This is a genomic window from Zavarzinia sp., assembly GCF_049306435.1.
Lineage (GTDB): Bacteria > Pseudomonadota > Alphaproteobacteria > Zavarziniales > Zavarziniaceae > Zavarzinia.
The window spans coordinates 1-22,037 of record NZ_JBAQRT010000048.1 but is presented as its reverse complement, the minus strand read 5'-3'; the positions used below and the strand labels follow the sequence as shown (position 1 = coordinate 22,037).

The 22,037-nt window shown below is 66.0% G+C and carries 28 protein-coding genes; 13 read left to right on the top strand and 15 right to left on the bottom strand.

What is annotated here, in order from left to right:
• Positions 1 to 1,137: PLP-dependent aminotransferase family protein (locus WAZ62_RS02675; protein WP_422641989.1), on the top strand; the 1,137-nt coding region annotated here is incomplete at its 5' end.
• Here WAZ62_RS02675 and WAZ62_RS02670 read toward each other — a convergent pair.
• Positions 1,121 to 2,089: a 2-hydroxyacid dehydrogenase gene (locus tag WAZ62_RS02670; RefSeq protein ID WP_422641988.1), complete on the bottom strand. Its 969-nt coding sequence runs from the start codon at positions 2,087 to 2,089 to the stop codon at positions 1,121 to 1,123. The two genes, WAZ62_RS02675 and WAZ62_RS02670, sit on opposite strands and share 17 nt — an antisense overlap.
• A 123-nt stretch (positions 2,090 to 2,212) precedes the next feature.
• On the opposite strand from WAZ62_RS02670, the gene WAZ62_RS02665 reads away from it, so the two are divergent.
• Entirely contained in the window at positions 2,213 to 3,196 is a 984-nt protein-coding gene (locus WAZ62_RS02665; protein WP_422641990.1) for a cell envelope integrity EipB family protein, read from the top strand.
• Between the two features lie 9 nt (positions 3,197 to 3,205).
• Here WAZ62_RS02665 and WAZ62_RS02660 read toward each other — a convergent pair whose 3' ends face one another.
• From WAZ62_RS02660 to WAZ62_RS02650, 3 genes are read right to left on the bottom strand one after another with little or no spacing between them, the layout of a single operon-like run.
• Positions 3,206 to 4,120, bottom strand: coding sequence for an ROK family protein (locus tag WAZ62_RS02660; RefSeq protein ID WP_422641987.1), 915 nt, complete (start codon positions 4,118 to 4,120; stop codon positions 3,206 to 3,208).
• Between the two features lies 1 nt (position 4,121).
• Complete coding sequence (locus WAZ62_RS02655) at positions 4,122 to 4,796, bottom strand: hypothetical protein (RefSeq protein ID WP_422641986.1); 675 nt, start codon at positions 4,794 to 4,796, stop codon at positions 4,122 to 4,124.
• Positions 4,796 to 5,080: a DUF3572 domain-containing protein gene (locus tag WAZ62_RS02650; RefSeq protein WP_422641985.1), complete on the bottom strand. Its 285-nt coding sequence runs from the start codon at positions 5,078 to 5,080 to the stop codon at positions 4,796 to 4,798. Before WAZ62_RS02650 ends, WAZ62_RS02655 begins: the two co-directional genes overlap by 1 nt.
• 159 nt (positions 5,081 to 5,239) lie before the next feature.
• Between WAZ62_RS02650 and WAZ62_RS02645 the strand changes: the two genes are divergently transcribed.
• From WAZ62_RS02645 to WAZ62_RS02635, 3 genes are all read left to right on the top strand, one after another.
• Entirely contained in the window at positions 5,240 to 6,607 is a 1,368-nt protein-coding gene (locus WAZ62_RS02645; protein ID WP_422641984.1) for a PleD family two-component system response regulator, read from the top strand.
• Between the two features lie 10 nt (positions 6,608 to 6,617).
• Positions 6,618 to 7,022 (top strand): hypothetical protein, encoded by a 405-nt coding sequence (locus WAZ62_RS02640; RefSeq protein WP_422641983.1) that lies wholly within the window; start codon positions 6,618 to 6,620, stop codon positions 7,020 to 7,022.
• A 104-nt stretch (positions 7,023 to 7,126) separates the two neighbouring features.
• Positions 7,127 to 9,085: an alkyl/aryl-sulfatase gene (locus WAZ62_RS02635; RefSeq protein WP_422641982.1), complete on the top strand. Its 1,959-nt coding sequence runs from the start codon at positions 7,127 to 7,129 to the stop codon at positions 9,083 to 9,085.
• Positions 9,086 to 9,212: 127 nt separating this feature from the next.
• On the opposite strand, the gene WAZ62_RS02630 is transcribed toward WAZ62_RS02635, so the two are convergent.
• Positions 9,213 to 10,712, bottom strand: coding sequence for an aldehyde dehydrogenase family protein (locus WAZ62_RS02630; protein WP_422641981.1), 1,500 nt, complete (start codon positions 10,710 to 10,712; stop codon positions 9,213 to 9,215).
• A gap of 105 nt (positions 10,713 to 10,817) precedes the next feature.
• Positions 10,818 to 10,985, bottom strand: a complete 168-nt coding sequence (rpmG, locus tag WAZ62_RS02625) for a 50S ribosomal protein L33 (protein ID WP_422641980.1) — start codon at positions 10,983 to 10,985, stop codon at positions 10,818 to 10,820.
• Between the two features lie 204 nt (positions 10,986 to 11,189).
• On the opposite strand from rpmG, the gene WAZ62_RS02620 reads away from it, so the two are divergent.
• Positions 11,190 to 12,281: an NAD(P)/FAD-dependent oxidoreductase gene (locus WAZ62_RS02620; RefSeq protein ID WP_422641979.1), complete on the top strand. Its 1,092-nt coding sequence runs from the start codon at positions 11,190 to 11,192 to the stop codon at positions 12,279 to 12,281.
• Positions 12,282 to 12,287: 6 nt separating this feature from the next.
• Here WAZ62_RS02620 and WAZ62_RS02615 read toward each other — a convergent pair whose 3' ends face one another.
• Complete coding sequence (locus WAZ62_RS02615; protein WP_422641978.1) at positions 12,288 to 12,680, bottom strand: winged helix-turn-helix transcriptional regulator; 393 nt, start codon at positions 12,678 to 12,680, stop codon at positions 12,288 to 12,290.
• Positions 12,681 to 12,744: 64 nt separating this feature from the next.
• Here WAZ62_RS02615 and WAZ62_RS02610 point away from each other — a divergent pair, with 64 nt between their 5' ends.
• A complete protein-coding gene (locus WAZ62_RS02610; protein ID WP_422641977.1) occupies positions 12,745 to 13,065 on the top strand; it encodes a nuclear transport factor 2 family protein in 321 nt (106 codons plus the stop codon).
• Positions 13,062 to 13,844 (top strand): SDR family oxidoreductase, encoded by a 783-nt coding sequence (locus tag WAZ62_RS02605; RefSeq protein ID WP_422641976.1) that lies wholly within the window; start codon positions 13,062 to 13,064, stop codon positions 13,842 to 13,844. Before WAZ62_RS02610 ends, WAZ62_RS02605 begins: the two co-directional genes overlap by 4 nt.
• Positions 13,845 to 13,855: 11 nt before the next feature.
• Here the strand turns inward: WAZ62_RS02605 and WAZ62_RS02600 are convergent, their stop codons facing one another.
• Together WAZ62_RS02600 and WAZ62_RS02595 are read right to left on the bottom strand one after the other, a co-directional pair.
• Complete coding sequence (locus tag WAZ62_RS02600; RefSeq protein ID WP_422641975.1) at positions 13,856 to 14,686, bottom strand: ferritin-like domain-containing protein; 831 nt, start codon at positions 14,684 to 14,686, stop codon at positions 13,856 to 13,858.
• A gap of 79 nt (positions 14,687 to 14,765) precedes the next feature.
• Positions 14,766 to 15,473, bottom strand: coding sequence for a hypothetical protein (locus WAZ62_RS02595; protein ID WP_422641974.1), 708 nt, complete (start codon positions 15,471 to 15,473; stop codon positions 14,766 to 14,768).
• Between the two features lie 160 nt (positions 15,474 to 15,633).
• Between WAZ62_RS02595 and WAZ62_RS02590 the strand changes: the two genes are divergently transcribed.
• The 4 genes from WAZ62_RS02590 to WAZ62_RS02575 all read left to right on the top strand — a co-directional run bounded on the left by WAZ62_RS02590 (position 15,634) and on the right by WAZ62_RS02575 (position 17,207).
• Positions 15,634 to 15,822: a type II toxin-antitoxin system HicA family toxin gene (locus WAZ62_RS02590; protein ID WP_422641973.1), complete on the top strand. Its 189-nt coding sequence runs from the start codon at positions 15,634 to 15,636 to the stop codon at positions 15,820 to 15,822.
• A gap of 5 nt (positions 15,823 to 15,827) precedes the next feature.
• On the top strand, positions 15,828 to 16,226 hold the full coding sequence (locus WAZ62_RS02585; RefSeq protein WP_422641972.1) for a type II toxin-antitoxin system HicB family antitoxin: 399 nt from the start codon (positions 15,828 to 15,830) through the stop codon (positions 16,224 to 16,226).
• A 215-nt stretch (positions 16,227 to 16,441) separates the two neighbouring features.
• A complete protein-coding gene (locus WAZ62_RS02580) occupies positions 16,442 to 16,705 on the top strand; it encodes a YjhX family toxin (protein ID WP_422641971.1) in 264 nt (87 codons plus the stop codon).
• 1 nt (position 16,706) lies between these two features.
• The gene (locus tag WAZ62_RS02575) at positions 16,707 to 17,207 is read left to right on the top strand and encodes a GNAT family N-acetyltransferase (RefSeq protein ID WP_422641970.1); all 501 of its coding nucleotides are present in this window, start codon (positions 16,707 to 16,709) and stop codon (positions 17,205 to 17,207) included.
• Between the two features lie 12 nt (positions 17,208 to 17,219).
• Here the strand turns inward: WAZ62_RS02575 and WAZ62_RS02570 are convergent, their stop codons facing one another.
• From WAZ62_RS02570 to WAZ62_RS02560, 3 genes are all read right to left on the bottom strand, one after another.
• Entirely contained in the window at positions 17,220 to 18,143 is a 924-nt protein-coding gene (locus tag WAZ62_RS02570; protein ID WP_422641969.1) for an SRPBCC family protein, read from the bottom strand.
• Positions 18,140 to 18,481, bottom strand: coding sequence for an ArsR/SmtB family transcription factor (locus WAZ62_RS02565; protein ID WP_422641968.1), 342 nt, complete (start codon positions 18,479 to 18,481; stop codon positions 18,140 to 18,142). Before WAZ62_RS02565 ends, WAZ62_RS02570 begins: the two co-directional genes overlap by 4 nt.
• Before the next feature lie 143 nt (positions 18,482 to 18,624).
• Positions 18,625 to 19,266, bottom strand: coding sequence for a TetR/AcrR family transcriptional regulator (locus WAZ62_RS02560; protein ID WP_422641967.1), 642 nt, complete (start codon positions 19,264 to 19,266; stop codon positions 18,625 to 18,627).
• Between the two features lie 70 nt (positions 19,267 to 19,336).
• Between WAZ62_RS02560 and WAZ62_RS02555 the strand changes: the two genes are divergently transcribed.
• Positions 19,337 to 20,092 carry an SDR family oxidoreductase gene (locus WAZ62_RS02555; protein ID WP_422641966.1) on the top strand — a complete coding sequence of 252 codons (756 nt, stop codon included), beginning with the start codon at positions 19,337 to 19,339 and terminating at the stop codon, positions 20,090 to 20,092.
• A 64-nt stretch (positions 20,093 to 20,156) separates the two neighbouring features.
• On the opposite strand, the gene WAZ62_RS02550 is transcribed toward WAZ62_RS02555, so the two are convergent.
• The 3 genes from WAZ62_RS02550 to WAZ62_RS02540 form a co-directional block, all read right to left on the bottom strand.
• Entirely contained in the window at positions 20,157 to 20,855 is a 699-nt protein-coding gene (locus WAZ62_RS02550; RefSeq protein ID WP_422641965.1) for a VIT1/CCC1 transporter family protein, read from the bottom strand.
• A gap of 141 nt (positions 20,856 to 20,996) precedes the next feature.
• Positions 20,997 to 21,212 carry a hypothetical protein gene (locus WAZ62_RS02545; RefSeq protein WP_422641964.1) on the bottom strand — a complete coding sequence of 72 codons (216 nt, stop codon included), beginning with the start codon at positions 21,210 to 21,212 and terminating at the stop codon, positions 20,997 to 20,999.
• Positions 21,213 to 21,437: 225 nt separating this feature from the next.
• Positions 21,438 to 21,866, bottom strand: a complete 429-nt coding sequence (locus WAZ62_RS02540) for a hypothetical protein (protein WP_422641963.1) — start codon at positions 21,864 to 21,866, stop codon at positions 21,438 to 21,440.
• Between the last annotated feature and the right edge of the window lie 171 nt (positions 21,867 to 22,037).

The window sequence follows — 22,037 nt, the reverse complement described above, 5'->3', positions numbered from 1 at the left end:
CGCCGGGGCCGGGCGCTGGCCGCCGTCGCGCGCGGGGCGGCGCGTCCCCATGGCGCCTTCGTGCCGGGGCTTCCCGCCCTCGATCAGTTTCCGGGCGAATTATGGGGCCGCCTGATGGCGCGGCGTCTGCGTCAGTCGAGCGCGGCGCTGCTCGGTTTCGAGCATGGTGCCGGTTGGCCGCCCCTGCGCGAGGCGATCGCCCGCCATGTCGCAGCCGCGCGCGGTGTCATTGTCGAGCCTGAACGGGTGCTGGTGACGGCGGGGGCCCAGGGCGCGCTCGATCTGCTGGCGCGATTGCTGGCCGATGCCGGCGATCCGGTGTGGATCGAGGATCCCGGCTATCTCGGCGCCCGGGGCGCGCTGGTCGGTGCCGGGCTCGATCTCGTCCCGGTGCCGGTGGACGGGGAGGGGATCGATGTCGTCGCCGGCCTCTCGCGCCGGCCCGATCCCCGCTTCATCTATGTGACCCCCTCGCACCAATATCCCACCGGGGTGGCCATGAGCCTGCCCCGGCGCCTGGCCCTGCTGCAGGCGGCCGATGCCGCCGACGCCTGGGTGATCGATGATGATTACGACGGCGAATTCCGTTTCGACGGCCCGCCGCTGGCGCCCCTGCACACTCTTTCGCCGCGCGGGCGGGTGATCTATGTCGGTACTTTCGGCAAGGCGCTGGCGCCGGCCCTTCGCGTCGGCTACGCGCTGCTGCCGCCGACGCTCGTGGCCCCGGCCGCGGCGGCCATGCGTCACACCGGCCATGCCCCGCCCTTGCTGGTCCAGGCGACCCTGGCGGATTTTCTGATGGAAGGGCATTTCACCACCCACCTGCGACGCCTGACCACCCTCTATGCCGAGCGAAGGGCGGCGCTGGTCGAAGGCTGCGGTCGTTACCTGTCGGATTACGGCACGCTGATGAAGGCGGAAGCGGGCATCCAGCTGGCCTTCCGCCTGTTCGATGCGGACGACAAGGCGGCCTCGGCGGCGGCGCTGGCCGCCGGGATCGTGGCCCCGGCCCTGTCCCGCACCGTGCTGGGTGACACGAAGGTTTCGGGCCTGCAGCTTGGCTTCGCCGCCGTGCCGGCCGAGGCGATCGGCCCCGCGCTGCGGCGGCTCGGCGAGGCGCTCAGGTCACGGGGGTGAGCGGCTTGCCACCGCCCGAGAGCACGGAAGCCAGATTGTCGATCGCAAACATGCCCATGTCGACCCTTGTCTCGATCGTCGCGCTGCCGATATGGGGCAGGGCGAAGACATTGGGCAGGTCGCGGTAGCGGGGATCGAGCTTCGGCTCGCCCCGGAACACGTCGAGCCCGGCGGCGAGCAGGCGGCCCGAGATCAAGGCCTCGATCACCGCCTCGTCGTCGACCAGATCGCCCCGCGCCGAATTGACCAGAATCGCGCCTTCCGGCAGCAGGGCCAGGGCGCGGGCGTTGATGATGCCCCTTGTCTCCGGCGTCGAGGCGGCATTGAGCACGAGAACATCCGAGACCGCCAGCAGGCTGTCCAGCGTGTCGTGCCAGGTGGCGCCGTCTTCGACGCGGGCTTCGGCGCGGCGGCGGTTGTGATAATGGATGTCCATGCCAAAGGCCCGGGCGCGCCGGGCGACCGCCGCCCCGATCCTGCCAAGGCCGAGGATGCCCATGCGCCGACGGCCGATATCGACCCCCAGCATTCCGGTCGGCGACCAGGCGCCCCAGCGGTCTTCCGCGATCAGGGCCATGGCTTCCTTGGCCCGGCGCGCGGCGCCGAGCAGCAGCAGAAGGGTGAGGTCGGCGGTGGCTTCGGTCAGCACATCCGGCGTGTTGGTCACGATCAGGCCCCGCGCCTTCGCCGCAGCGAGGTCGATGTGATCGAAGCCAACGGACATGGTGGCGATGACGCGGATGCTGGCGGGCAGGGTTTCGATGGTGGCCCGGTCCAGCTTCTCGCTGACGCTGACCAGCATCCCTTCGCAGCCCTCGGCGATGGCCAGCAATTCGGGCCAGGGATGGGGGCAGTCGCCGGCCGGGCGATGCACGATGAAGTCGCGCGCCAGCCTGTCTTCGCAGGGGGCGGGCAGGGTCCTGGCGACCAGGATCACGGGGGTACGGGGCATGACGGTTGCAGTCTGGCAACAGTCGCATGATCACCGCAAGCCCCACTGATGCCGCATTCTTGTCGCTCGCTCTTCCATGTCATATTTGCGAGGCACCCGATTCGGGTTGGAGGTATCGTGCCGATGTTGCGGCGGGCAATTGCGCTGACGACGATTCTGGTCGTCCTGTTCTTCATTGGCCGCTGGGCGTTCGTCGGTGGCGAGGAGGGCGCTTCTGCCGGCCAGGCGGCGCCCGAGCCCCAGAGCGCGGCCCTGTCCGAGCCACAGGCGACCAGCGGCTCTGGCGCGACCGTGTCCACGACCGCGTCGAACGTCACCGATACCGCGGCCATCGCGCCTGCGGTCCCCGCCACTTTCGACGCCGAAATGGGGCGTCTGGCCGGTCATCGGGCGATCTATGATCTCAAGCTGGCGGCAAGCAACAATGGCTCGGGCATCGCCGCGGCCGAGGGCCGGATGGTGATCGAATTTTCCGATACCTGCGACGGTTATGCCCTGAACCAGCGCCTGCAGATGCGCCTCAGCGATGGCGAGGGGGCGGCGACCGCCACCGATTTCCGTGTCGCCAACTGGGAAGCGACCGATGGGCGCCGCTTCCGCTTCGCCACCCGCCATATCGTCAATGGCGAGGAGGACCAGAATTTCGAAGGCAGCGCCGAACTGAAGGCGGACGGTAGCGGCATCGTCGACTATGTGAAGCCCGAAGCCAAGGAAGAGACCCTGCCGCCGGGCACGATCTTCCCGACCATGCATACGGTGCAATTGATCGAGGCGGCCAGGGCTCACAAACCGCTGCTGACCCGCACGATGTTCGATGGCACGAACGAGGATCTCGGCTCCAATGTCGTCGGCGTGATCGGCCGGGTCGGCGACGTCGCGCCGCCGGGCCTGAAAGGCAAGGGCCTCGACCTGCTGAAGGGCCTGCCGTCCTGGCCGGTGCGTCTTGCCTTCTTCGGGACGGGCAACAACGAGGAATTGCCGGAATACGAGGTCGGGTTCCGCCTTTATGCCAACGGCATTTCGGGCGACATCGTGCTCGACTACGGCGATTTCTCGATCGACGCCGTGCTCAGCGATATCGAGGCGCTGCCCCGTCCCGCCTGCTGACCTGATCCGTCAGGGGCTCGTCGCCGGCCATAGCCAGGCGGCGCCCCGGACACCGGACGAGTCGCCATGGAGGGCCGGGCGGATCGCGGTATCACAACTGTCCGAAAACACCAGCGGCGCGATCAGTGCCGGCAGGTCCGTGTAAAGACCCTTCACATTCGACAGGCCGCCGCCCAGCACGATGACATGCGGGTCGAGGATGTTGATCACCGTCGCCAGCGCCCGGGCCAGCCGCCGGGTATAAAGCGCCAGGCTTTCACCGGCGGCGAAATCGCCCCGTTCGGCCAGGGCGACGATTTCCCGCGCCGTCAGCCCCGCGCCGCCCCGTGCCTGATGATCGAGGGCAAGGCCGGGTCCCGACAGGAAGGTTTCGATGCAGCCGTGCTTGCCACAATAGCAGACGGGGCCGGGTCGCTCGTCGTCGGTCGGCCAGGGCAGGGGATTGTGACCCCATTCGCCAGCGATGCTGTTCGGCCCGGACAGGAGCCGCCCCTGAACGACGACACCGCCGCCAACCCCGGTGCCGAGGATGACGCCGAAAACCGTGTCCGCGCCCGTCCCGGCGCCATCCGATGCCTCGGACAGGGCGAAACAATCGGCATCATTGGCGAGGCGAACCGGCCGGCGGAGAGCGGCTTCAAGGTCCCCGGCGAAATCCTGGCCCAGCAATTCGGTGGTATTGGCGTTCTTCACCCGCCCCGTGAGGGCTGACAGGGCGCCGGGCAGGCCGATGCCGACTTCGCCTTCGGCGCCAAGGCGGGCTTCGGCCTCCAGCACCAGGCCGGCGATGTTACGTACCAGCGCCTGATAGTCGCCGCGTGGTGTCATGTTGCGGTGGCGCCAGACTTCCCGTCCCGAAGCATCGATGGTGATGATCTCGGTCTTGGTGCCGCCAAGGTCGATCCCGTGCCGGTATGCCCGCATGTCACCACCCGAGAGCTTCGAGTTCCCTTTCGATCAGCAACCGGACCTCGGCCCAGTCGTCGACCCGGTGATTGCTGTGTTCCGCCGGGCCGATCAGCCGCGCCAGACGCGGATCGGCGATGAAATGCACGCGCCGCACGTCGGGGGCGACCTGGGCGACCGAGGTGTGGTTGTGCGGAATATCGTCGAGAAAGAACACCGGCGCCTTCACGATATCGGCCATGTGGCGCACCACGGGGCCTTTCAGCCCGGTATTGGCCACGACCGGATAGGCCATGCCGGCGAGCGCCAGGGCCTTCTCCCGCGCGGGACGGGACGCTTCGGGCAGATTGGACAGGACGACGATCTGGACCCGGGCCGACAGCGCGGCCAGCGCGGCCGCCGCGCCGGGCACCGGCGTCATCGTCTCGGTCCGCTCGCGGAAAAAGCCGTCGAGCAGATCCTTGGCCACCTCCACCGGGGCCATTTCCTCGGTCGCGGCATTCTTGATGTTGCCGACCAGGGCGAAGGACGACAGATCGAGATAGTGACCGTTATCCTCCAAATAGGCTTCGAACCCCTGCAGGAACATGAACAGCACTTCGTCGGCATCGGTGATGACCAGCGGGCGCCCCTCGATCAGGGCGAGGGCATCAAGCTGCGGCCACACGCTGTCATGAATACGCGGGGCCGGCATCACAGGCCTCCCCGGTCGCCAGCGGTGAAGCCCGGCAATGTCATGCGTGCGCGCATCGGCTCCTCGGGCCGCAGGCCGGCGGCGGCGGCGAAATCGATGACCAGCGACTCGTCCGCCAGGACGAAGTCAAGGATTCCGCCCAGCATATCCGGCCTGCCGGCGATCGCCTGCAAATCGGTTGCATCCATACCCGTTTCAGCCATAAATCGGTGCAGCAGATTGTCGTCGGATGCAAGGTGAGCCAGTGCCATAAGGGCAATGGTTTCAGCGCGGTCGCTGGTCATGATGAGATCGGCCTCTAACGCCCGTGATCGATGTTTCGATTTACGGATAATTCACTCTGGTGCGGTTTCATTGCGACCATGGTTGGGGTCACCATGCCGGTGCACCGTACCAAAGGTCAATGTTGAGTTCTTGCCTATCAGGAGGCGTAGCGGGCGACCATGACAGCGAAGGTACTCGTGGTCGATGACGTCCATGTCATCCGCAAGGTCCTGGAAGCCAAGCTGCTGGCGGAATTCTTCGAGGTGGTTCTGGCCGGCAGCGGCCAGGAAGCCCTGGAGAAGGCCCATAGCGAAAGCCCGGACATCATCCTGCTCGACGTGATGATGCCGGATATCGACGGCTTCGAGGTCTGCCGCCGGCTCAAGGCCGACCCGCTGACCAATCACATTCCCGTGGTGATGATCACGGGTCTCGATCAGCCCTCGGACAGGGTCACCGGTCTCGAAGCTGGCGCGGACGATTTCCTGACGAAACCCACCAATGACGTCGCCCTGTTCGCCCGGGTGCGCAATCTGGTGCGGCTCAAGACGATGTTCGACGAACTCCGGATGCGCGAGGTGACGGGGCTCAGCCTTGGTGCGTCGCAACACGCCGATCCGGTTCGCGAGGCCGCGGCGCTGCTCAATGCCGCCATTCTCCTCGTGGAGGATGATCCGGCCATGATCGATCTGATCCGGGGACAACTGGCCTATCAGACCGGACTTCGGGTCGTCTCGGGGGACACCGAGGCGAAGCAGGCGGTGCGTGACAGCGACTGGGATCTGGTGATCGTCAGCCTGACCTTGCCCGGACAGAACGGCCTGCGCCTGTGCGCGCATCTGCGCTCGTCGGAGCGGTTGCGCCAGGTGCCGGTGCTGGTCCTGTCCAAGGTCGGCGACGATCGCTCGCTGCTCCGTGCCCTCGATCTCGGCGTCAACGACTATGTGGCCAAGCCGCCGGACCGGGCCGAGCTTCAGGCCCGGGTGAACACCCAGCTGCGCCGCAAGAGTTTCCAGGACCGGCTGCGCGAGACCATGCAGATGTCGGTCGAGATGGCGGTGATCGATCCGCTGACCGGACTCTTCAATCGCCGCTATCTCGACAGCCATCTGGCCGGCCGTATCGGCCATGACGGCGAGAGCCCCCGACCGACCGCGGTGATGATTCTCGACCTCGACCATTTCAAGTCGATCAACGATCGCTTCGGCCATGCCGCGGGCGATGCCGTGCTGAAGCAATTCGCCCATCGCATCCGCCTCAACATCCGCGGTGTCGATCTTGCCGCCCGTGTCGGTGGCGAGGAATTCGTCATCGTGCTGCCGGAAACCAGCAGCCTCGAAGCCCAGATGATCGCGCAGCGCCTCGTGCGCGTCGTTGGCCTTGAAGCCTTCGTCATCGGTGATGGCCGGGAGCTGCATGTGACCGTCAGCATCGGCGTGACCGAGGCGCGGCCGGGCGAGTCGGCGGAAGAGGTTATCCAGCGCGCCGATGCCGCGCTCTACCGCGCCAAGGCGAATGGCCGCAACCGGTCGGAAGTCGCATCCTGATGATGCGCCCGTGAGCGACGAACCCGAAACCGGCGCTCGCCCATCGCTGCCGGGACTTGATGCCGATGGCATCGAGGAGACCCGGCATCTGCTCGATATCCTCGATCTGATCGCGGCGGAGCGTTTGCGTCTGCACGGCGGGGACGAGCAGGGGGCGGTCATGCGCCTGTTGCTGCGCCAGATGATCGCGGGCGACAACAATGGTATGCCCCTGCTGCGTCTTGCCCGGCTGGCCGGCTGCCCGCGCGAGACCCTGCGCCGCAAGCTGGGGCCGCTGCTGAACCGCGGTTATCTCGTTCAGGATGAAGCGGGCCGCTATCATTGCGGCGCCGCCTATTTCGCCGACAGCGCCAGCGCCCGGCAGCGCATCCTCGCGGCCCTGCGCCAGTTCATGGCACCTGCGGCGCGGGACTGACAGGCAGGTGCCCGTTTCGGGCATTGCCGCCGCCGATTCCCTGACCGATCCTTCGACCGGAGAACGAACCCCGATCACAAACGGGGACGGGGAGGGTCAGGATCATGAAGATGTGGAAGCTGGGCTGCGGCCTCGCGGGCGCGATGCTGTGGGCGGCGGCGGCACAGGGCGAGGGTGCGGCGCCAAAGCCCGCGACCCCCGCGACGATCGCGGCCAATGCCGCCATGGCCGCCGGCCTGCCCTTCGAGGATGTCAGGGATTTCGACCTGTCATCGCGCGGCTTCATCGCCGACCTCGCCGGCCAGAAAATAATGACTGACGACGGCAAGCTGGTCTGGGACTTCACCGCCTATGACTTCCTGAAAGGACCGGCGCCGGCGACGGTGAACCCCAGCCTGTGGCGCCAGGCCGGGCTGCTCGCCCGGCACGGGCTGTTCAAGGTCGCCGACCACATCTATCAGGTGCGCGGCTTTGACATTTCCAACATCACCTTCATCGAGGGCAAGACCGGCTGGATCGTCATCGATCCGCTGATCTCGACCGAAATGGCCAAGGCCGCCTATGGCCTCGTCTCGAAGCAATTGGGCGAGAAGCCCATTCACGCCGTCATCTATACTCACAGCCATGTCGATCATTACGGCGGCGTGCGCGGCATCGTCGAACAGGCGGATGTCGATACCGGCAAGGTGAAGGTGATCGCACCCCACGGCTTCCTCGAACACGCGGTGTCGGAGAATGTCATCGCCGGCAACGCCATGGGCCGGCGTGCCACCTTCATGTACGGCAGCTTCCTGACGCGGGGCGACCAAGGCCAGCTGTCGACCGGCATCGGGCCGGGGCTTTCGACCGGCACCGTCACCATCATTCCGCCGACCGATGAAATCACCACCACCGGCCAGCGGATGGCGATCGATGGCGTCACCCTGGAATTCCAGATGACGCCGGGCACCGAGGCGCCGTCGGAAATGAACATCTATCTGCCCGAGTGGCGCGCCCTGTGCCTGGCCGAGAACGCCAATGCCTCGATGCACAATATCCTCACCCTGCGCGGCGCCCTGGTGCGCGACGCCAAGGCCTGGGCCGATTACCTGGGAGAATCGATCCGGCTCTATGGCGATCGCGCGGATGTCATGTTCACCAGTCACTTCTGGCCGCGCTGGGGCGGGCCGGAGATCAATGATTTCCTCGTGAAGCACCGCGACGCCTATCGCTACCTGCACGACCAGTCGGTGCGCCTGATGAACGAGGGCCTGACCGGCGAGGAAATCGCCGAGGTGATCGCGCTGCCGCCGGTGCTGGCGCGCGAATGGTACAATCACGGTTACTATGGCACCATGCGGCACAATTCCAAGGCGGTCTATCAGCGTTACATGGGCTGGTACGACGGCAATCCGTCATCCCTCGACCCGCTGCCGCCCGTGGACGCCGCCCGGCGTTACGTCGAGGCGATGGGCGGGGCCGACGCCGTGCTGGCCAAGGGGCAGGCTGCCTTCGACAAGGGCGACTACCGCTGGGCGGCCGAGCTGCTGAAACATCTCGTCTTCGCCGCGCCCGAAAACGAGAAGGCCAGGGCCGTGCTGGCCGATACCTGGGAACAGCTGGGCTATCAGGCGGAGAGCGCGCCCTGGCGCAATATCTATCTCTCCGGCGCGTCCGAATTGCGCAGCGGCGAGCGTCACGCCATGGGCCAGGCCGGCGGCATCGACACGGTGCGCTCCATGCCCACGGGGCTTCTGTTCGACCTGATGGCGGTGCGCCTCGATCCGGCCAGGGCGGCGGACAAGGACGTCACCCTCAATCTCGTCTTCACCGACCGGGACGAGAAGCATCACCTCGTGCTGCGCAACAGCGTGCTGACCCGCGAGCCCGGCCTCGCCGGCAAGGCGGCGGCCACGATCACCGGCAAGCGTTCCGCCTTCCTGATGGTGATCTCGGGCATGGCGAAGATGAAGGACGTGGTCGCGTCGGGCGGGCTCGCGGTCGAGGGCGACCCGGCCGCCCTCGCCACGATCCTCGGCAGCCTCGAGGCGCCGCCGGGCGATTTCGCCATCGTCACGCCCTGAGGTCGTGAAGGTGCCTCTCTCAATCGTCATCCCGGCGAAGGCCGGGATCTCGCGACGATAGAGGCGCCTTCCCCTGTCAAGGTCCCGGCCTTCGCCGGGACGACGCTTGACAGATAAAGTTTGTCGATCAGCGGATGCTGATCCAGGTCGACTTCAGCTGGGTGTATTTCTCCATGGCGTGAAGCGAGCGGTCGCGGCCGAAGCCCGACTGCTTGAAGCCGCCGAAGGGGACGGTGATATCGTCCTCGTCCCAGCCGTTGATCCAGACCATGCCGGCGCGAAGGCTGCGGGCGGCGGTCAGGGCCTTGTCGATGTCCTTGGTCCAGATCGCCGAGGCGAGGCCGAAGATCGTGCCGTTGGCGATGCGGATCGCCTCGTCGAGGCCGTTGAAGGTGATGGTCGACAGCACGGGGCCGAAGATCTCTTCCTGGGCGATGCGGCTCGTCGGCTGCACCCGGTCGAACACCGTCGGCTCGATATAGAAGCCGCCGCTCTCGATCCGCGCGCGATTGCCGCCGAGACGGACCGAGGCGCCTTCTTCCTTGCCGGTCTCGATATAGGACAGCACCCGCTCCATCTGCTTCTCGTCGACCATGGCGCCCATCCTGGTCGCGGGGTCGAGCGGATTGCCGGGCTGGATCGTCGCCGCGACCTTGGCGAGCTTCTCGAGGAATTCCTCCTTGATCGGCTCCTCGACCAGCAGGCGGGAGCCGGCGGTGCAGACCTCGCCCTGATTATAGAAGATGCCCCAGGCCGCCTTGGTCGCGGCCAGGTCGAGGTTGCCGCAGTCCTTCATGACGATATGGGGCGACTTGCCGCCGCATTCGAGGCTGACGACTTTCATGTTGGAGCGGCCGGAATATTCGAGGAAATATTTCCCGACCTGGGTCGAGCCGGTGAAGGTGACGGCATCGACATCCATGTGCAGGCCAAGGGCGGCCCCCGCCGTCTCGCCGAAACCCGGCAACACGTTGAGGACGCCGGCCGGCAGGCCCGCTTCCGCCGCGAGTTCGGCAAGGCGAAGCGCGGTCAGCGGGCTTTGCTCGGCCGGCTTCAGGACGACGGAATTGCCGGTCGCGAGCGCGGGGCCCAGCTTCCAGCAGGTCATGAGCAGCGGGAAATTCCACGGCACCACCGCGGCGACGACGCCGATCGGCTCTCGCGTCACGAGGCCGAAGGCGTTATGCGCGGTCGGCGCGATCTCGTCATAGACCTTGTCGATCGCCTCGGCATACCACTGGATCGTGTTGGCGGAGGCGGGGACGTCGACGGCGAGGGAATCGCCGATCGGCTTGCCCATGTCGAGGGTCTCGAGCAGGGCGAGTTCGTCGGCGTGTTTCCGCATCAGCTCGGCCAGCTTCAGCAGCACCTTCTTGCGCAGCTTGGGCGCCATGCGCGACCAGGCGCCGGATTCGAAGGCGCGGCGGGCCGAGGCGACGGCATGATCGACATCGTCCGCGTCGCATTCGGCGACATGGGTCAGGACACGGCTGTCGATCGGCGAGATGCGGGGGAAGGTGCGGCCGGCGGTGGCGGGCACGAAGCGGCCATCGATGAAGGCCAGGTGGCGAATATCCAGCGCCTGGGCGCGGGATTCCCACTGTTCAGTCGACAAGGGGGCAGCCATGCTGAATCTCCGTTCGGCGCAAAAGACAACGGCGGCACCTTAAGGGCCGCCGATGGCGCGAACAAGCAGGCTGCCCGCAGGGCAGAGGAACGCGGTTTGCGTTCCTTACTTGATCTTGGTTTCCTTGAACTCGACATGCTTGCGCACGATCGGATCGTACTTCTTCAGCGCCAGCTTCTCGGTCTTGGTGCGGGGGTTCTTCTTGGTGACGTAGAAGTAACCGGTCTCTGCGGTGCTGAGGAGTTTGATCTTCAGCGTGTTCGGCTTGGCCATGACAGACTCCAACAGGCGCCGCCTGTGGCGCCGTGAAAAAATGAACCGCGAACATACTCGGCCGCGTCGCCTTGTCAAGATCCGCGCAAGACAAGGCGAAAGCAATGACCCCGGGGCCCAAGGCGTTGACACGGCCAGGGCCGGGGCGGTGCAATGAACAATCTGGCCCGAAGGGGCGAAAACAGGAAAAGAGCGGCAGAAGCCATGGCTTTCGCACTGATCGTCGGTGCCGGGGTGATCGGCCTCGCGGTGGGCCGGGCGCTGGCCCTGCGCGGGCATGAGGTGGTGGTGGCGGAAGCCGCGGGCGCCATCGGCACCGGCATATCGGCGCGCAACAGCGAGGTGATTCACGCCGGCCTCTATTATCCGACCGGCAGCCTGCGCCATATCCACTGCGTCGCCGGCCGCCGGCTGCTCCGCGCCTATGCCGCGGCTCACGGTGTTTCCCAGGGCCGGCCGGGCAAGCTGGTGGTGGCCTGCGACGCGGCGGAGGAGGCGGCGATTCTCGCCCTCCACGACCGGGGAATCGCCAATGGCGTCGAGGGGCTGCGGCTGCTGACCGGGGCCGAGGCGCGGGCGCTGGAGCCCGCCCTCGCCTGCACCGCCGCCCTGTTCAGCCCCGAGACCGGCATCATCGACGCCCATGGCTTCATGCTGTCCCTGCGGGGGGAGATCGAGGACCGGGGCGGCGCCATCGCCCTCGGCACCGTCGTGACCCGGCTGGAGCGGGTGGGGACGGGCTGGCAGGTCGCTTTCGACGGGGCCGAATCCGGCACGATCACGGCCGATATCGTGATCAATGCCGCCGGCCTCGGCGCCCAGCGCCTCGCGGCGCGGACCCTCGGCCTCGCGCCTGACCGGGTTCCGCCCCTCGTTCTGGCCAAGGGTAATTACTTCGCCTATGCCGGCGCGCCCGTGTTCCGTCACCTGATCTATCCGGCGCCGGTCGATGGCGGGCTGGGCGTTCATGTGACCCTCGACCTCGCCGGGCGGATGCGCTTCGGCCCCGATGTCGAATGGATCGAGGCCGAGGATTACCGGGTCGATGCCGCGCGGGCGCCCCTGTTCGAGGCCCGGATAAGGCGGTACTGGCCCGGATTGCCCGTGGGCCGGCTGGTGCCCGATTACGCCGGGATCCGGCCAAAACTCACCGGCCCCGGCACCGCCGCCGCCGATTTCATGATCGAAGGCGAGGGGGAGCATGGCCTGCCCGGGCTGATCAATCTCTTCGGTATCGAAAGCCCGGGCCTGACCGCCAGCCTGTCCCTGGCGGAGGCGGTCGCCGACCGGCTGTGAGCCTGCTCACGGGTCTTTCCGGTCGTCCTCGGCGGTCGGGCGCGGGTGCGCCGCCCATTTCAGCAGGGCGTCGAGCGCGGGGCACAGCGCCTGCCCCCAGTCGGTCAGACCGTATTCGACCTTGGGCGGCACCTGGTGATGAACGATGCGGCGAACAATGCCGTCCGTCTCCATCTGGCGCAGTTGCTGGATCAGCATCTTCTGGGAGATCGCCGGCAGGGCCCGCTCCAGTTCCGAAAACCGCAGCAGCTTGCCCCCGAAGAGATGAAACAGGATCAGCAGCTTCCAGCGGCCCTCGAGCATCTTGAGCGCCCGCTCCACACCCTCGGCCGCGGATATCGGCGTATGGATGACCTCACCTTCGGATGAGTACCTTACTTTTTCGTGCGTACTGGTCATTCATGGAGCTTATGCCCATTCTTCCCGTCACGCCATGAGCGATCACGCGACGGAGCATATGACCATGAACCTGCCCGCACCCATCGCCGCCTATTTCCGGGCCGACCTCGGCGACGGCGCATCGGTCGCCGCCTGTTTCACCGAGGAAGCCACCGTCATCGACGAGGGACGCGCCCATGTCGGACGGGCCGCGATCCGCGACTGGAAAACGGCGGCCTCCCGAACTTTCAGCTACACGGTCGAGCCGTTCCTGATCGCGGAAAGCGGCGGCAGGACGATCGTCACCGCCCATCTCGCGGGTGATTTCCCGGGCAGCCCGCTGGACTTGCGCTACTTCTTCTCGATCAGCGGGGACAAGATCGCGTCGCTGGAGATCCGGCCGTGAGCTTCGATCTCGGCCTTGCAGGGCGCCGCGCCCTGGTCACGGGGGGCACCCGGGGCATTGGCGCCGCCGTCGTCGCATCCCTCCGCCAGGCGGGCGCCGTGGTGGTCGCCGCCGCCCGCTCTGTTCCCGATGAATCGCCCGAGGGTGTCATTCTCGTCGCCGCCGACATGGCGACGGCGGAAGGGTGCCGGGTCGTGGCCGAAAGGGTGCTCGATCGCCTGGGGGGCATCGATATCATCGTCAATGTCCTGGGCGGATCGAGCGCGCCGGGCGGGGGCTTCGCCGCCCTTGACGACGAGGAATGGGCGGCCGCCATCGCGCGGAACCTGATGCCCGCCGTCCGCATGGACCGGGCCTTGTTGCCGGCGATGATCGGGCAGGGGGCGGGGGTCATCATTCATGTCACCTCGATCCAGCACGAGTTGCCGTTGCCGGAATCGACCACCGCCTATGCGGCGGCGAAGGCGGCACTGTCGACCTACAGCAAGAGCCTGTCGAAGGAGGTGGCGCCGAAGGGCATCCGCGTCGTCCGTGTCTCACCCGGCTGGACCGAGACCGAGGCCGCCGTCGATCTCGCCCAGCGGCTCGCCGAGCAGGCGGGCACCGATCACGAGGGCGGCAAGGCGATCATCATGAAATCGCTCGGCGGCATTCCCATCGGCCGCCCGGCCCGGCCAGACGAAGTCGCCGACCTGATCACCTTCCTGGTCTCACCACGCTCGGCTTCGATCACCGGCACCGAATATGTCATCGACGGTGGCACCGTGCCGACCGCCTGAGCCCGCCGCGCTCAATCCGGCCGGATGTCATCCACCAGCGGCCAGTAGAAATCCGCCGGCAGGCCGGCCTCGGCGCGCTTGTCCTCGTTGAAGGGCGGCTTCAGGGCGCCGTGGAAATAGCGCCGGGCCAGGGCCTGGAAAGTCTCCTGCACCGGCAGGCCGCCGCGCTCGCACAGGAAACGAAACCAGGTCGCGCCATGGGCGACATGGCCCACTTCCTCGGCATAGATCGTCTCAAGCGCGGCGACGGCGTCGTCCTGCCCGGCCTTGCGGAACATCGCGATCATGGGCGGTGTCACGTCGAGGCCGCGCGCCTCGAGGATCATCGGCACCACCGCGAGCCGGGCCATCAGGTCCCCCGCCGTGTCTTCGGCGGCGTGCCACATCTCGGCATGGGCCGGCATGTCGCCATAGAAACTGTCCCGGGCGCGCAGGCAGTCTTCCAGCAGCTGGAAATGCCTGGCTTCCTCATCCGCCGTCCGCACCCAATCGTCGTAGAATTCGAGGGGCATGAGCGTCGCCGTGAAACGGGCGATGATGTCCCAATGCAGATCGACCGCGTTCAGCTCGATATGCGCGACCGCATGAAGCAGCGCCTTCCGTCCTTGCGCCGACCCCGGCCGCCGCCGGGGAACGTCACGCGGCGCCAGCAATTCGGGCTTGTCGGGCCGGGCCGGATGCGCCGGCGGGCTGGCCTCGCCGAGCGCCATCGGCCGCCCCGCCGCACGACCCTCGAACCACGCGCGGGCATGAGCGCGCGACTTCACGGTCTTCTCCCGCGCATCCGCCGTGGTCAAGACATCGACGGCGCAAGCGGCCAGGCTATCGGGGGGAAGGGGCATGGCGGGGAAGGTAGGGGATTGCGGGGAGGGATGCTATGGTAATAATAATATATTGGATATAACGCCCATCAATTTAATTTTATGTATTCGACAAAGGAGCTTTCGGGGACTCTTCAAGAGATTTTTCATTTTTCTCAATCCAATCTTCCAGATTATTCATAAGATCAGGCCAAACGTCATTGTATTCGTAATGAAATGTTTCCATGCACAACTTCATTCTATCAGGGTGACGCTCGCCGTGCAGATCCATCCAACGGTTGGAGAATGTCGTCTCAAATTCACGGTAGTCGGTCACCGAGTACCCTCCGATGAGGCCCTCGTAGTTCGGATGAGCGCTTTCCGACAATTCAGCGTAGAGCCTCTTCAATCCGGGGTATCGTTTGTCGCATTTTTCTAGCACCGTAACGATGTTGATGGCAGTGGGCATCAAATCGTTGTTTCGTGAACCAAGTAAGAGCACCGAAGTTTTTTCGGCGAACACATGAAATTTGAGTTCGCCTTCGAGCACCTGCCGCATAAGCATATTGACGTGAATGAGCGTGGCGAGCGTCTCGAACCCGCTCCGTAGCAAAATACGCGCTCCTAGGCCATGCCCTTGCCGGTGAAGAGCATAGGACTGCGCCATAAGGTCATGCTCCCGCCAAAAGGCCAGCTCGCGCAATTCCCAGACCCGGAATGGAGCCTTCCATTTGTAAACGACCGGGTTCCTGGAAAGCAGGCCGCCGATTGAAATGCTCTGGAGAAGAGACTCCCGCCAGATTGCAAGGTTCTGTTCGATTGTGTCCATGCGGCGGACAATAGCATCCCTCGACCATTGTGGTCATTTCCGACGACCGTTTGGGAAGCCGAATTTCGAAGACACAATACTCAATTATCACACGATTTCATTGAGGCCCGATCTCCATAGCAACCTTGATACCGGAAGCACACCATGTGTATATATACACATGAATAGCCGGGAAGTGATCGAGCGGCTCAAGGCGGATGGCCGGCAGCAGGTCGCCCAGAAGGGTAGCCACGTCCAGTTCAAGCATCCATCGAAGCCGGGGCGGGTGACGGTGCCGCATCCGAAGCGCGATTTCGCGATCGGCACTCTTGCCAGCATCGAGAAACAGTCCGGCCTCAAGTTGAGGTAATGCCCATGCGCCAGTTCATCGCCCTGATCCACAAGGACAAGGACAGCGACTACAGTGTTTCGTTTCCGGATCTTCCGGGCTGCGTGACCGCGGGAGCCAGCCTGGATGAAGCCATGACCCAGGCGGAAGAGGCCCTGGCCCTGCATGTCGAAGGCCTGATCGAGGACGGCGAGCCCTTGCCCGAGCCGAGCACGCTGGAGGCCGTCATGGCGGAGCGGGAGAACCGCAACGCGGTCGCCTTCCTCGTCACGCTGCCGGCGAAGGCGCCGAAGACGGTGCGCGTCAACGTGACTTTTCCCGAGGATGTGCTGGCGGAAATCGACCGCTATGCCGAACGGCATGGGCTGACGCGGTCCGGCTTCCTCGCCGTCGCGGCCAAGGGGGAAATCGAGCGCGCGGCCTGAGCACCCAATTATCCGCCTTCCTCCATTGCAGGAACCGCCCGCGTCCCCATATCCCGGGGGTGCGCGGCGACCACGGTCGCCGCGCGGGTCCATGGAGACTGGATGTCGGAACTTGTGCGATAGGGCTCTCTGACTTTCAGAGAGCCTCGTGATGTCGAACCCGCCGGGTGCGTGTGCGCCCGGGCGTTTCTTCACGTCTGTCACACGAGACGACCATGAATATTTCCAGGCACGAACAACGGGCGCTGCATGTTCTCGCCCTCGGCGGCTGTATCCGTCATGAGCGCGGCGATGGTCCCAAAATCACTTCCGTCACCTGCTTCACCCGCGAGGGGATGATCCTCGCCGATTTCGACCAGGCGGTGTTCAACCGGCTGCGGCGTAAGCGGCTGATCGAATCCCGCGCGGGCAGCCCATACCGCATCTCGAAACGCGGCCGCGTCTCGGTTCGCGCGCAACTCGACAATCAGGGGTTCTGACATGCTGATCCGCGATGAAACCCCCGGCGACATCCCGGCCATCGGCCGGGTCGTCACCGAGGCCATGCGGCTGTTGCCGCAAGCGACCGGGACCGAAGCCGCCATCGTCGAGCGGCTGCGGGCGGCGGGGGCGCTTACCCTCTCGCTCGTCGCCGAGGACGAGGGGGAGGTGATCGGCTATCTGGCCGCCTCGTCGGCGCGGATCGGGCCGCAGGAAGGCTGGGGCCTGATCGGGCCGCTGGCGGTGCTGCCCGCGCGCCATCGCCGGGGCATCGGCTCGGCCCTGATGGCGGAAGCCCTCGGCCGGCTGCGGGCTACCGGCCGGGGGGCGGCGCTGGTGGGCGACCCCGCCTATTACGGCCGCTTCGGCTTCCGGGCTTTCCCGGGGCTTACCGTCGAGGGTTGCCCGCCCGAAGTGGTTCAGGCCTTGCCCTTCGACGGCAGCGCGCCGCAGGGCGAGCTGATCCACCATCCGGCCTTCGGCCTCGGGCCTCAGGCCTGAGAGCCGGCCGGGTTAGCGGGACTTGATGAAGGCATCCAGCTTGCCCAGCGTCTGGAGGCCGAGTTCGATGGCGCCGAAGCCTTTCGCCGTCTGGAACTCGGCCTCCGTGCTGAACACCATGCCGAGGGTGACCCGGGTCGCCCCGCCCTCCGCCTCGAAACTCGCCCAGGCGTCGGCGTGTTTCGGGCCGTTCTCGCCCCAGTGCAGCGTATAGGCGATGCGCTCTTCCGGCCGGACCTCGGCATAGCGGTGGTGATTGGGGAACACGGTGCCGTCGGGCCCGATCATGTCGAACACCCATTCGCCGCCCGATCGCAGGTCGATCCTCTTGGTGCGGCAGGAAAACCCGTCCGGCCCCCACCATCGCGGCAGCGTCTCGGGGTTCAGCCAGGTGTTCCAGACCACGCTTCGCGGCGCCCCGATCACCCGTTGCAGCACCATGGTGCGCCGGGCGACGGCGGCGAGATTGTCCAGCCCCGCGTCGAAGCCCTGGCGATAGCCGGCCTCCATATCCTCGGCCAGGGATGAAAGCTGAACCGTGACGGCCAGCCGGCCGCGCTCCGCCGTGCCGGAGACATCGGCCGTCACCAGCGCCGCCGACTGTACCGCGCCCTCGGCCGAGACCACCTCGTAATTCACGCTGCGCAGCAGGGGCTGCAATTCCAGCCAGCCGCATTCGCAGCGGATATCCTTCTGGCCCGGGGCCTTGCACAGCGAGACCTCGCGCCCACCCACCCGCGTGTCGGCCTCGAGGAATTCGACGGTCACGGCCGGGCTCGGCGCCGCCCAGATCGCCCGCGCGGCCGGGGCCGTCCAGACCTGCCACAGGGTGGCGAGGGGCGCGGAAACTTCCCGCTCGAAGGTGAGCGTCGCGAAGCGGCCCCGCGCAAACCCTTGCGCGGAAAGCCCGTCGTCCGAATGCGGCTTCGATGTCATTCCCCGCTCTCCCTCATTGCCTGTAACGCCAAGGCCTCCAACCGGTCGAGCCGGCCCTCCCACAGGGCGCGCTGCTCGTCGAGCCAGGCCCGCGCCGGCGCCAAAGCCTCCGGCACCAGGGCGCAGGTCCGCACCCGCCCGTCCTTCGCCGTGACGATCAGCCCGGCCTCTTCCAGCACCGTCAGATGCCGCATCACCGTCGGCAACCGCAACCCCGTCGGCCCGGACAGTTCCGTGACCCGCGCCGGCCTTTCGGCCAACCGGCTCAGGATCGACCGCCGCGTCGGATCGGCCAGGGCATGGAAGAGCTGCGACAGTTCCGGATGATGCTTAGTCATGTCGCTAACTATCATGGCGAAAGGAGAGGGCGCAAGGGAAAGTTTGTGAGTTGGCTAAGTGATGGGTCCTGTCGCGGCGCGGATGGCGGCCCCGGTCAAGATCGCCGCCTCCGGCCGTCTGACACCTGCGGCACAGGGCCTTTTCAACCGGTGGGACCTTCGTTGGCCGACAGGAGATAGGCGAGGCAGACACGCGGCAGCTCGCGGCGCAGACGGTCGAGGTCTTCGTCCGAGGGCTGGACCTCCAGCACCACCCTGACCGAGCCGCCGAGTGTCGCCATCAGCATGAAGGCGACGCCATCGACATCGGCGAAGCGGGCATCGGGCGCGGCGGCCAGCAATTCCGCGATCACCTGGGTCATCAGGTTCTGGGTCCGCTTCATCACCTCGGTCAGGTCGAACTCCGCCGCGATGCCATAGATCGCGCGCGATGCCACCATGTCAGCGGTCTTGGCGTCGAGCCACGCGCTCGCCAGACCCCTGGCCAGGCTCGCCAGATCGTGGCCCTTCAGGCGATCCGCCGTCGCCAGCATGGCCTCCACGATGGACTGCAGTTGCCGGTCGACGATGGCGTAAAGCAGCGCCTGCTTGTGCGGGTAATATTGGTACATCGTGCCGACCGACACGCCCGCGCGCTCGGCCACCCGCGTCGTCGTCAAACGCCCCACGCCGTCGGCCAGCAAAACCTGAATGGTGGCTTCGTGAATGGCCGCGATCGTTACCGCCGAGCGCGACTGCTGCGGGGCTTTCCGGGGCTTTAGCAGGGCCGGCGCGGGGCGGGTCATATGCGAATTCCGAAACTGAAGGATCCTTCATATCCTTGCCTTCCACATGATGTCACGCAAGGAGTTTTCGATGGGAACCGTCCTGATCACAGGCTGCTCGACCGGCTTTGGCCGCGAGACCGCGCTGCATTTCCTCAACCAGGGCTGGACTGTTGTCGCCACCATGCGCAACCCGGCCGCCAGCACCCTGCCGCCGTCCGAAAGCTTGCGCGTGCTGCCCCTCGATGTCACCGATCCGCGCAGCATCGCGGCCGCCGTGGCAACGGCGGGGCCGGTGGATGTGCTCGTGAACAACGCCGGCATCGGCTGGTTCAATGCGCTCGAGGGCACCTCGCTCGAGGCGGCGCGGCGCATCTTCGAGACCAATCTGTTCGGCGCCGTCGCCATGATGCAGGCCGTGCTGCCGGGGATGCGCGAAAGGGGCTCGGGCGTGATCGTCAACATCGGCTCCAGCGTGATCTACATGCCCTTGCCGATGCTTTCGGTCTATCGCGCCAGCAAGGCCGCGCTGACGGCGCTGACCGAGTCCATGGTGCCCGAGCTTGCCCTGCTGGGCATCCGCGCCTGCGTCGTCGCGCCGGGCATGGCCCCCGATACCGCCTTCGCCGCCACGACCCACGAGCAGACGACGGCGGGGGGCAGCATCCCCGAGGCTTACGCCGATCTGGCCCGGCAGATGTTCGCGCAGTTCGAAACGGCGGGAAGCAGCGAGATCACCTCGGCGCAGGATGTGGCCGCGGCAGCCTATCGCGCCGCCACGGAAGTTGATTGCCCGATGGTGCTGCCCGCCGGGCCCGATGCGATCGCCTGGTCGCGGCAGCGCTGAATATCCATCGGCGAGCGCAACCGGTCGGTCGGCGCTCGCCGGGGCATTCCGTTGTCGACAGACCCTAGACCGCGGCGCCGAAGAGCATGCCGACGCCCGCCGTCACGGCCATGGCGAAGGCGCCCCAGAAGGTAACGCGCAAGGTCGGCCGCAGCACCCCGGCGCCGCCCGCCCGGGCCCCGATCGCGCCGAGGAGGGCGAGAAAGCCGAGGGAGGCGAGGGCGACGCCCGCCACCAGCCAGGGCCGTGGCAGCACCGCGACCATGAGCAGCGGCAGCCCGGCGCCGACCGAGAAACTCGCGGCCGAGGCCAGTGCCGCCTGGATCGGCCGCGCCGTGGTCACCTCGGAAATACCCAATTCGTCGCGGGCATGGGCCGCCAGCGCGTCCCGAGCCATCAACTGCGCCGCGACCTCATGGGCAAGCCGCTCGTCGAGCCCGCGCGCCCGGTAGATCCGTGCCAGCTCCTCGCGCTCCAGCGCCGGCTGGGTCGCGAGCTCGGCCCGCTCGCGGGCAAGATCCGCCTCCTCGGTATCGGCCTGGGACGAGACCGAGACATATTCCCCGGCCGCCATCGACATGGCCCCGGCGACGAGCCCGGCGATGCCGGTGACCAGCACCTGTCCCGTCGCGACCGAGGCGGCCGCGACCCCGAGAATGAGGCTGGCGGTCGAGACGATACCATCGTTGGCCCCAAGCACCGCCGCCCGCAACCAGCCAATCCGCGAGACGAGATGCGTCTCCCTGTGCCGAAACCGCGCCACCCCGAATCTCCCGCCGTGAACATGCTGCGAGGATAAGCGGATTCTGGGTGGCGGTAACAGACGAGGGGACTATCTGGCTACACCATCCCCGGGCGGGCAACGCCATCACGCACATTGCAAGAGTTCGGAAACCCAGGACTGTCAGGAGGATGTGGTGAATAGCACCCGCTCGAAGGTGAGGGGCGCGAAAAGGCCCCGAGCAAATCTTTGCGCGGTATGCCCGTCCTTCGCCGTGACGATCAGCCTGGCCTCCTCCAGCACCGCTGGATGCCGTATCACCGTCGGCAGCCGCAGCCGCAGCCGCGTCGGATCGGACAGCCCCGTGACCGGCGTCGGCCTCTCGGCCAGCCGGCTCAAGATCGACCGCCGCATCGGATCGGCCAGGGCATAGAAAAGTGCAACAGCTCCGCATAGTGCTTAGTCACGTCGCTAACTATCATGGTGAAGGGGGGCGGAGTCATGGCGGGAAAGGTAAAGGAAGGCGAGGAGGGAGGTCGGTGGAAGAGAAAAACAGTATATTAGATATAGCGCCCCCTTAATCCCGTAGCGTCCCCTTAATTCCGAAAATCAATCTGCCAGTGCCTATCCGTAAATCCGCTTGTAGGTGTCGCTGGAAAATTCGATAATAGCGATGTTGCTTTCCTTAACGCTTCTGCGTATCTCGTTCGGATCAATCGCCATAACGTCCTTCAAGAGACTCAGCAATTCTGGATTCTCCCAGTTCCACGATGTCGATCCAATAACCGCTGTGAACGCCTCAATACTGTCAAAGTGCCATGTGAGTGTCTCAACTGTTTTCCGGCATTTTTCATAGCCGTCGAAATTGAATACCTGTCCCTTTGCCGCCAGAGAACGGAGCTTGATTGTTAACGGCAGCAAGGCCTCCAATACATCCAGCAGGTGCTTTGCATCATTCTTACCGTTCTTCTGAATGTAAGCAATCGAGCCCTTAGTCACCTTGCCGGCATCGTCACCACCATCCCAACTCGGCTCGTAGCTCGCCATGCCCATCTTTATTATCTCCAAGTGCGTGATGGGCTTGGGTATTTCGGCGATGTAAGAACCTGACTCAAAAGCCTACTATCGCGCGAGCCTTCTGATGGCGAGTTGGATCGAGGCGAGGGTGACGAAAGCGCGAAGGGTGTCGGCGAGGTTTTCCCAGTCCTTGGCGAGGCGTCGGTT

Coding starts and splice junctions, on each gene's coding strand:
- WAZ62_RS02570 (WP_422641969.1), bottom strand. CDS start 18,143: ATGACATCGAAGCCGCATTCGGACGACGGGCTTTCCGCGCAAGGGTTT.
- WAZ62_RS02555 (WP_422641966.1), top strand. CDS start 19,337: ATGGGAACCGTCCTGATCACAGGCTGCTCGACCGGCTTTGGCCGCGAG.
- WAZ62_RS02590 (WP_422641973.1), top strand. CDS start 15,634: ATGAATAGCCGGGAAGTGATCGAGCGGCTCAAGGCGGATGGCCGGCAG.
- WAZ62_RS02645 (WP_422641984.1), top strand. CDS start 5,240: ATGACAGCGAAGGTACTCGTGGTCGATGACGTCCATGTCATCCGCAAG.
- WAZ62_RS02560 (WP_422641967.1), bottom strand. CDS start 19,266: ATGACCCGCCCCGCGCCGGCCCTGCTAAAGCCCCGGAAAGCCCCGCAG.
- WAZ62_RS02565 (WP_422641968.1), bottom strand. CDS start 18,481: ATGACTAAGCATCATCCGGAACTGTCGCAGCTCTTCCATGCCCTGGCC.
- WAZ62_RS02615 (WP_422641978.1), bottom strand. CDS start 12,680: ATGACCAGTACGCACGAAAAAGTAAGGTACTCATCCGAAGGTGAGGTC.
- WAZ62_RS02610 (WP_422641977.1), top strand. CDS start 12,745: ATGAACCTGCCCGCACCCATCGCCGCCTATTTCCGGGCCGACCTCGGC.
- WAZ62_RS02650 (WP_422641985.1), bottom strand. CDS start 5,080: ATGACCAGCGACCGCGCTGAAACCATTGCCCTTATGGCACTGGCTCAC.
- rpmG (WP_422641980.1), bottom strand. CDS start 10,985: ATGGCCAAGCCGAACACGCTGAAGATCAAACTCCTCAGCACCGCAGAG.
- WAZ62_RS02660 (WP_422641987.1), bottom strand. CDS start 4,120: ATGCGGGCATACCGGCACGGGATCGACCTTGGCGGCACCAAGACCGAG.
- WAZ62_RS02540 (WP_422641963.1), bottom strand. CDS start 21,866: ATGGGCATGGCGAGCTACGAGCCGAGTTGGGATGGTGGTGACGATGCC.
- WAZ62_RS02630 (WP_422641981.1), bottom strand. CDS start 10,712: ATGGCTGCCCCCTTGTCGACTGAACAGTGGGAATCCCGCGCCCAGGCG.
- WAZ62_RS02595 (WP_422641974.1), bottom strand. CDS start 15,473: ATGGACACAATCGAACAGAACCTTGCAATCTGGCGGGAGTCTCTTCTC.
- WAZ62_RS02620 (WP_422641979.1), top strand. CDS start 11,190: ATGGCTTTCGCACTGATCGTCGGTGCCGGGGTGATCGGCCTCGCGGTG.
- WAZ62_RS02585 (WP_422641972.1), top strand. CDS start 15,828: ATGCGCCAGTTCATCGCCCTGATCCACAAGGACAAGGACAGCGACTAC.
- WAZ62_RS02575 (WP_422641970.1), top strand. CDS start 16,707: ATGCTGATCCGCGATGAAACCCCCGGCGACATCCCGGCCATCGGCCGG.
- WAZ62_RS02635 (WP_422641982.1), top strand. CDS start 7,127: ATGAAGATGTGGAAGCTGGGCTGCGGCCTCGCGGGCGCGATGCTGTGG.
- WAZ62_RS02655 (WP_422641986.1), bottom strand. CDS start 4,796: ATGCCGGCCCCGCGTATTCATGACAGCGTGTGGCCGCAGCTTGATGCC.
- WAZ62_RS02670 (WP_422641988.1), bottom strand. CDS start 2,089: ATGCCCCGTACCCCCGTGATCCTGGTCGCCAGGACCCTGCCCGCCCCC.
- WAZ62_RS02600 (WP_422641975.1), bottom strand. CDS start 14,686: ATGCCCCTTCCCCCCGATAGCCTGGCCGCTTGCGCCGTCGATGTCTTG.
- WAZ62_RS02580 (WP_422641971.1), top strand. CDS start 16,442: ATGAATATTTCCAGGCACGAACAACGGGCGCTGCATGTTCTCGCCCTC.
- WAZ62_RS02665 (WP_422641990.1), top strand. CDS start 2,213: ATGTTGCGGCGGGCAATTGCGCTGACGACGATTCTGGTCGTCCTGTTC.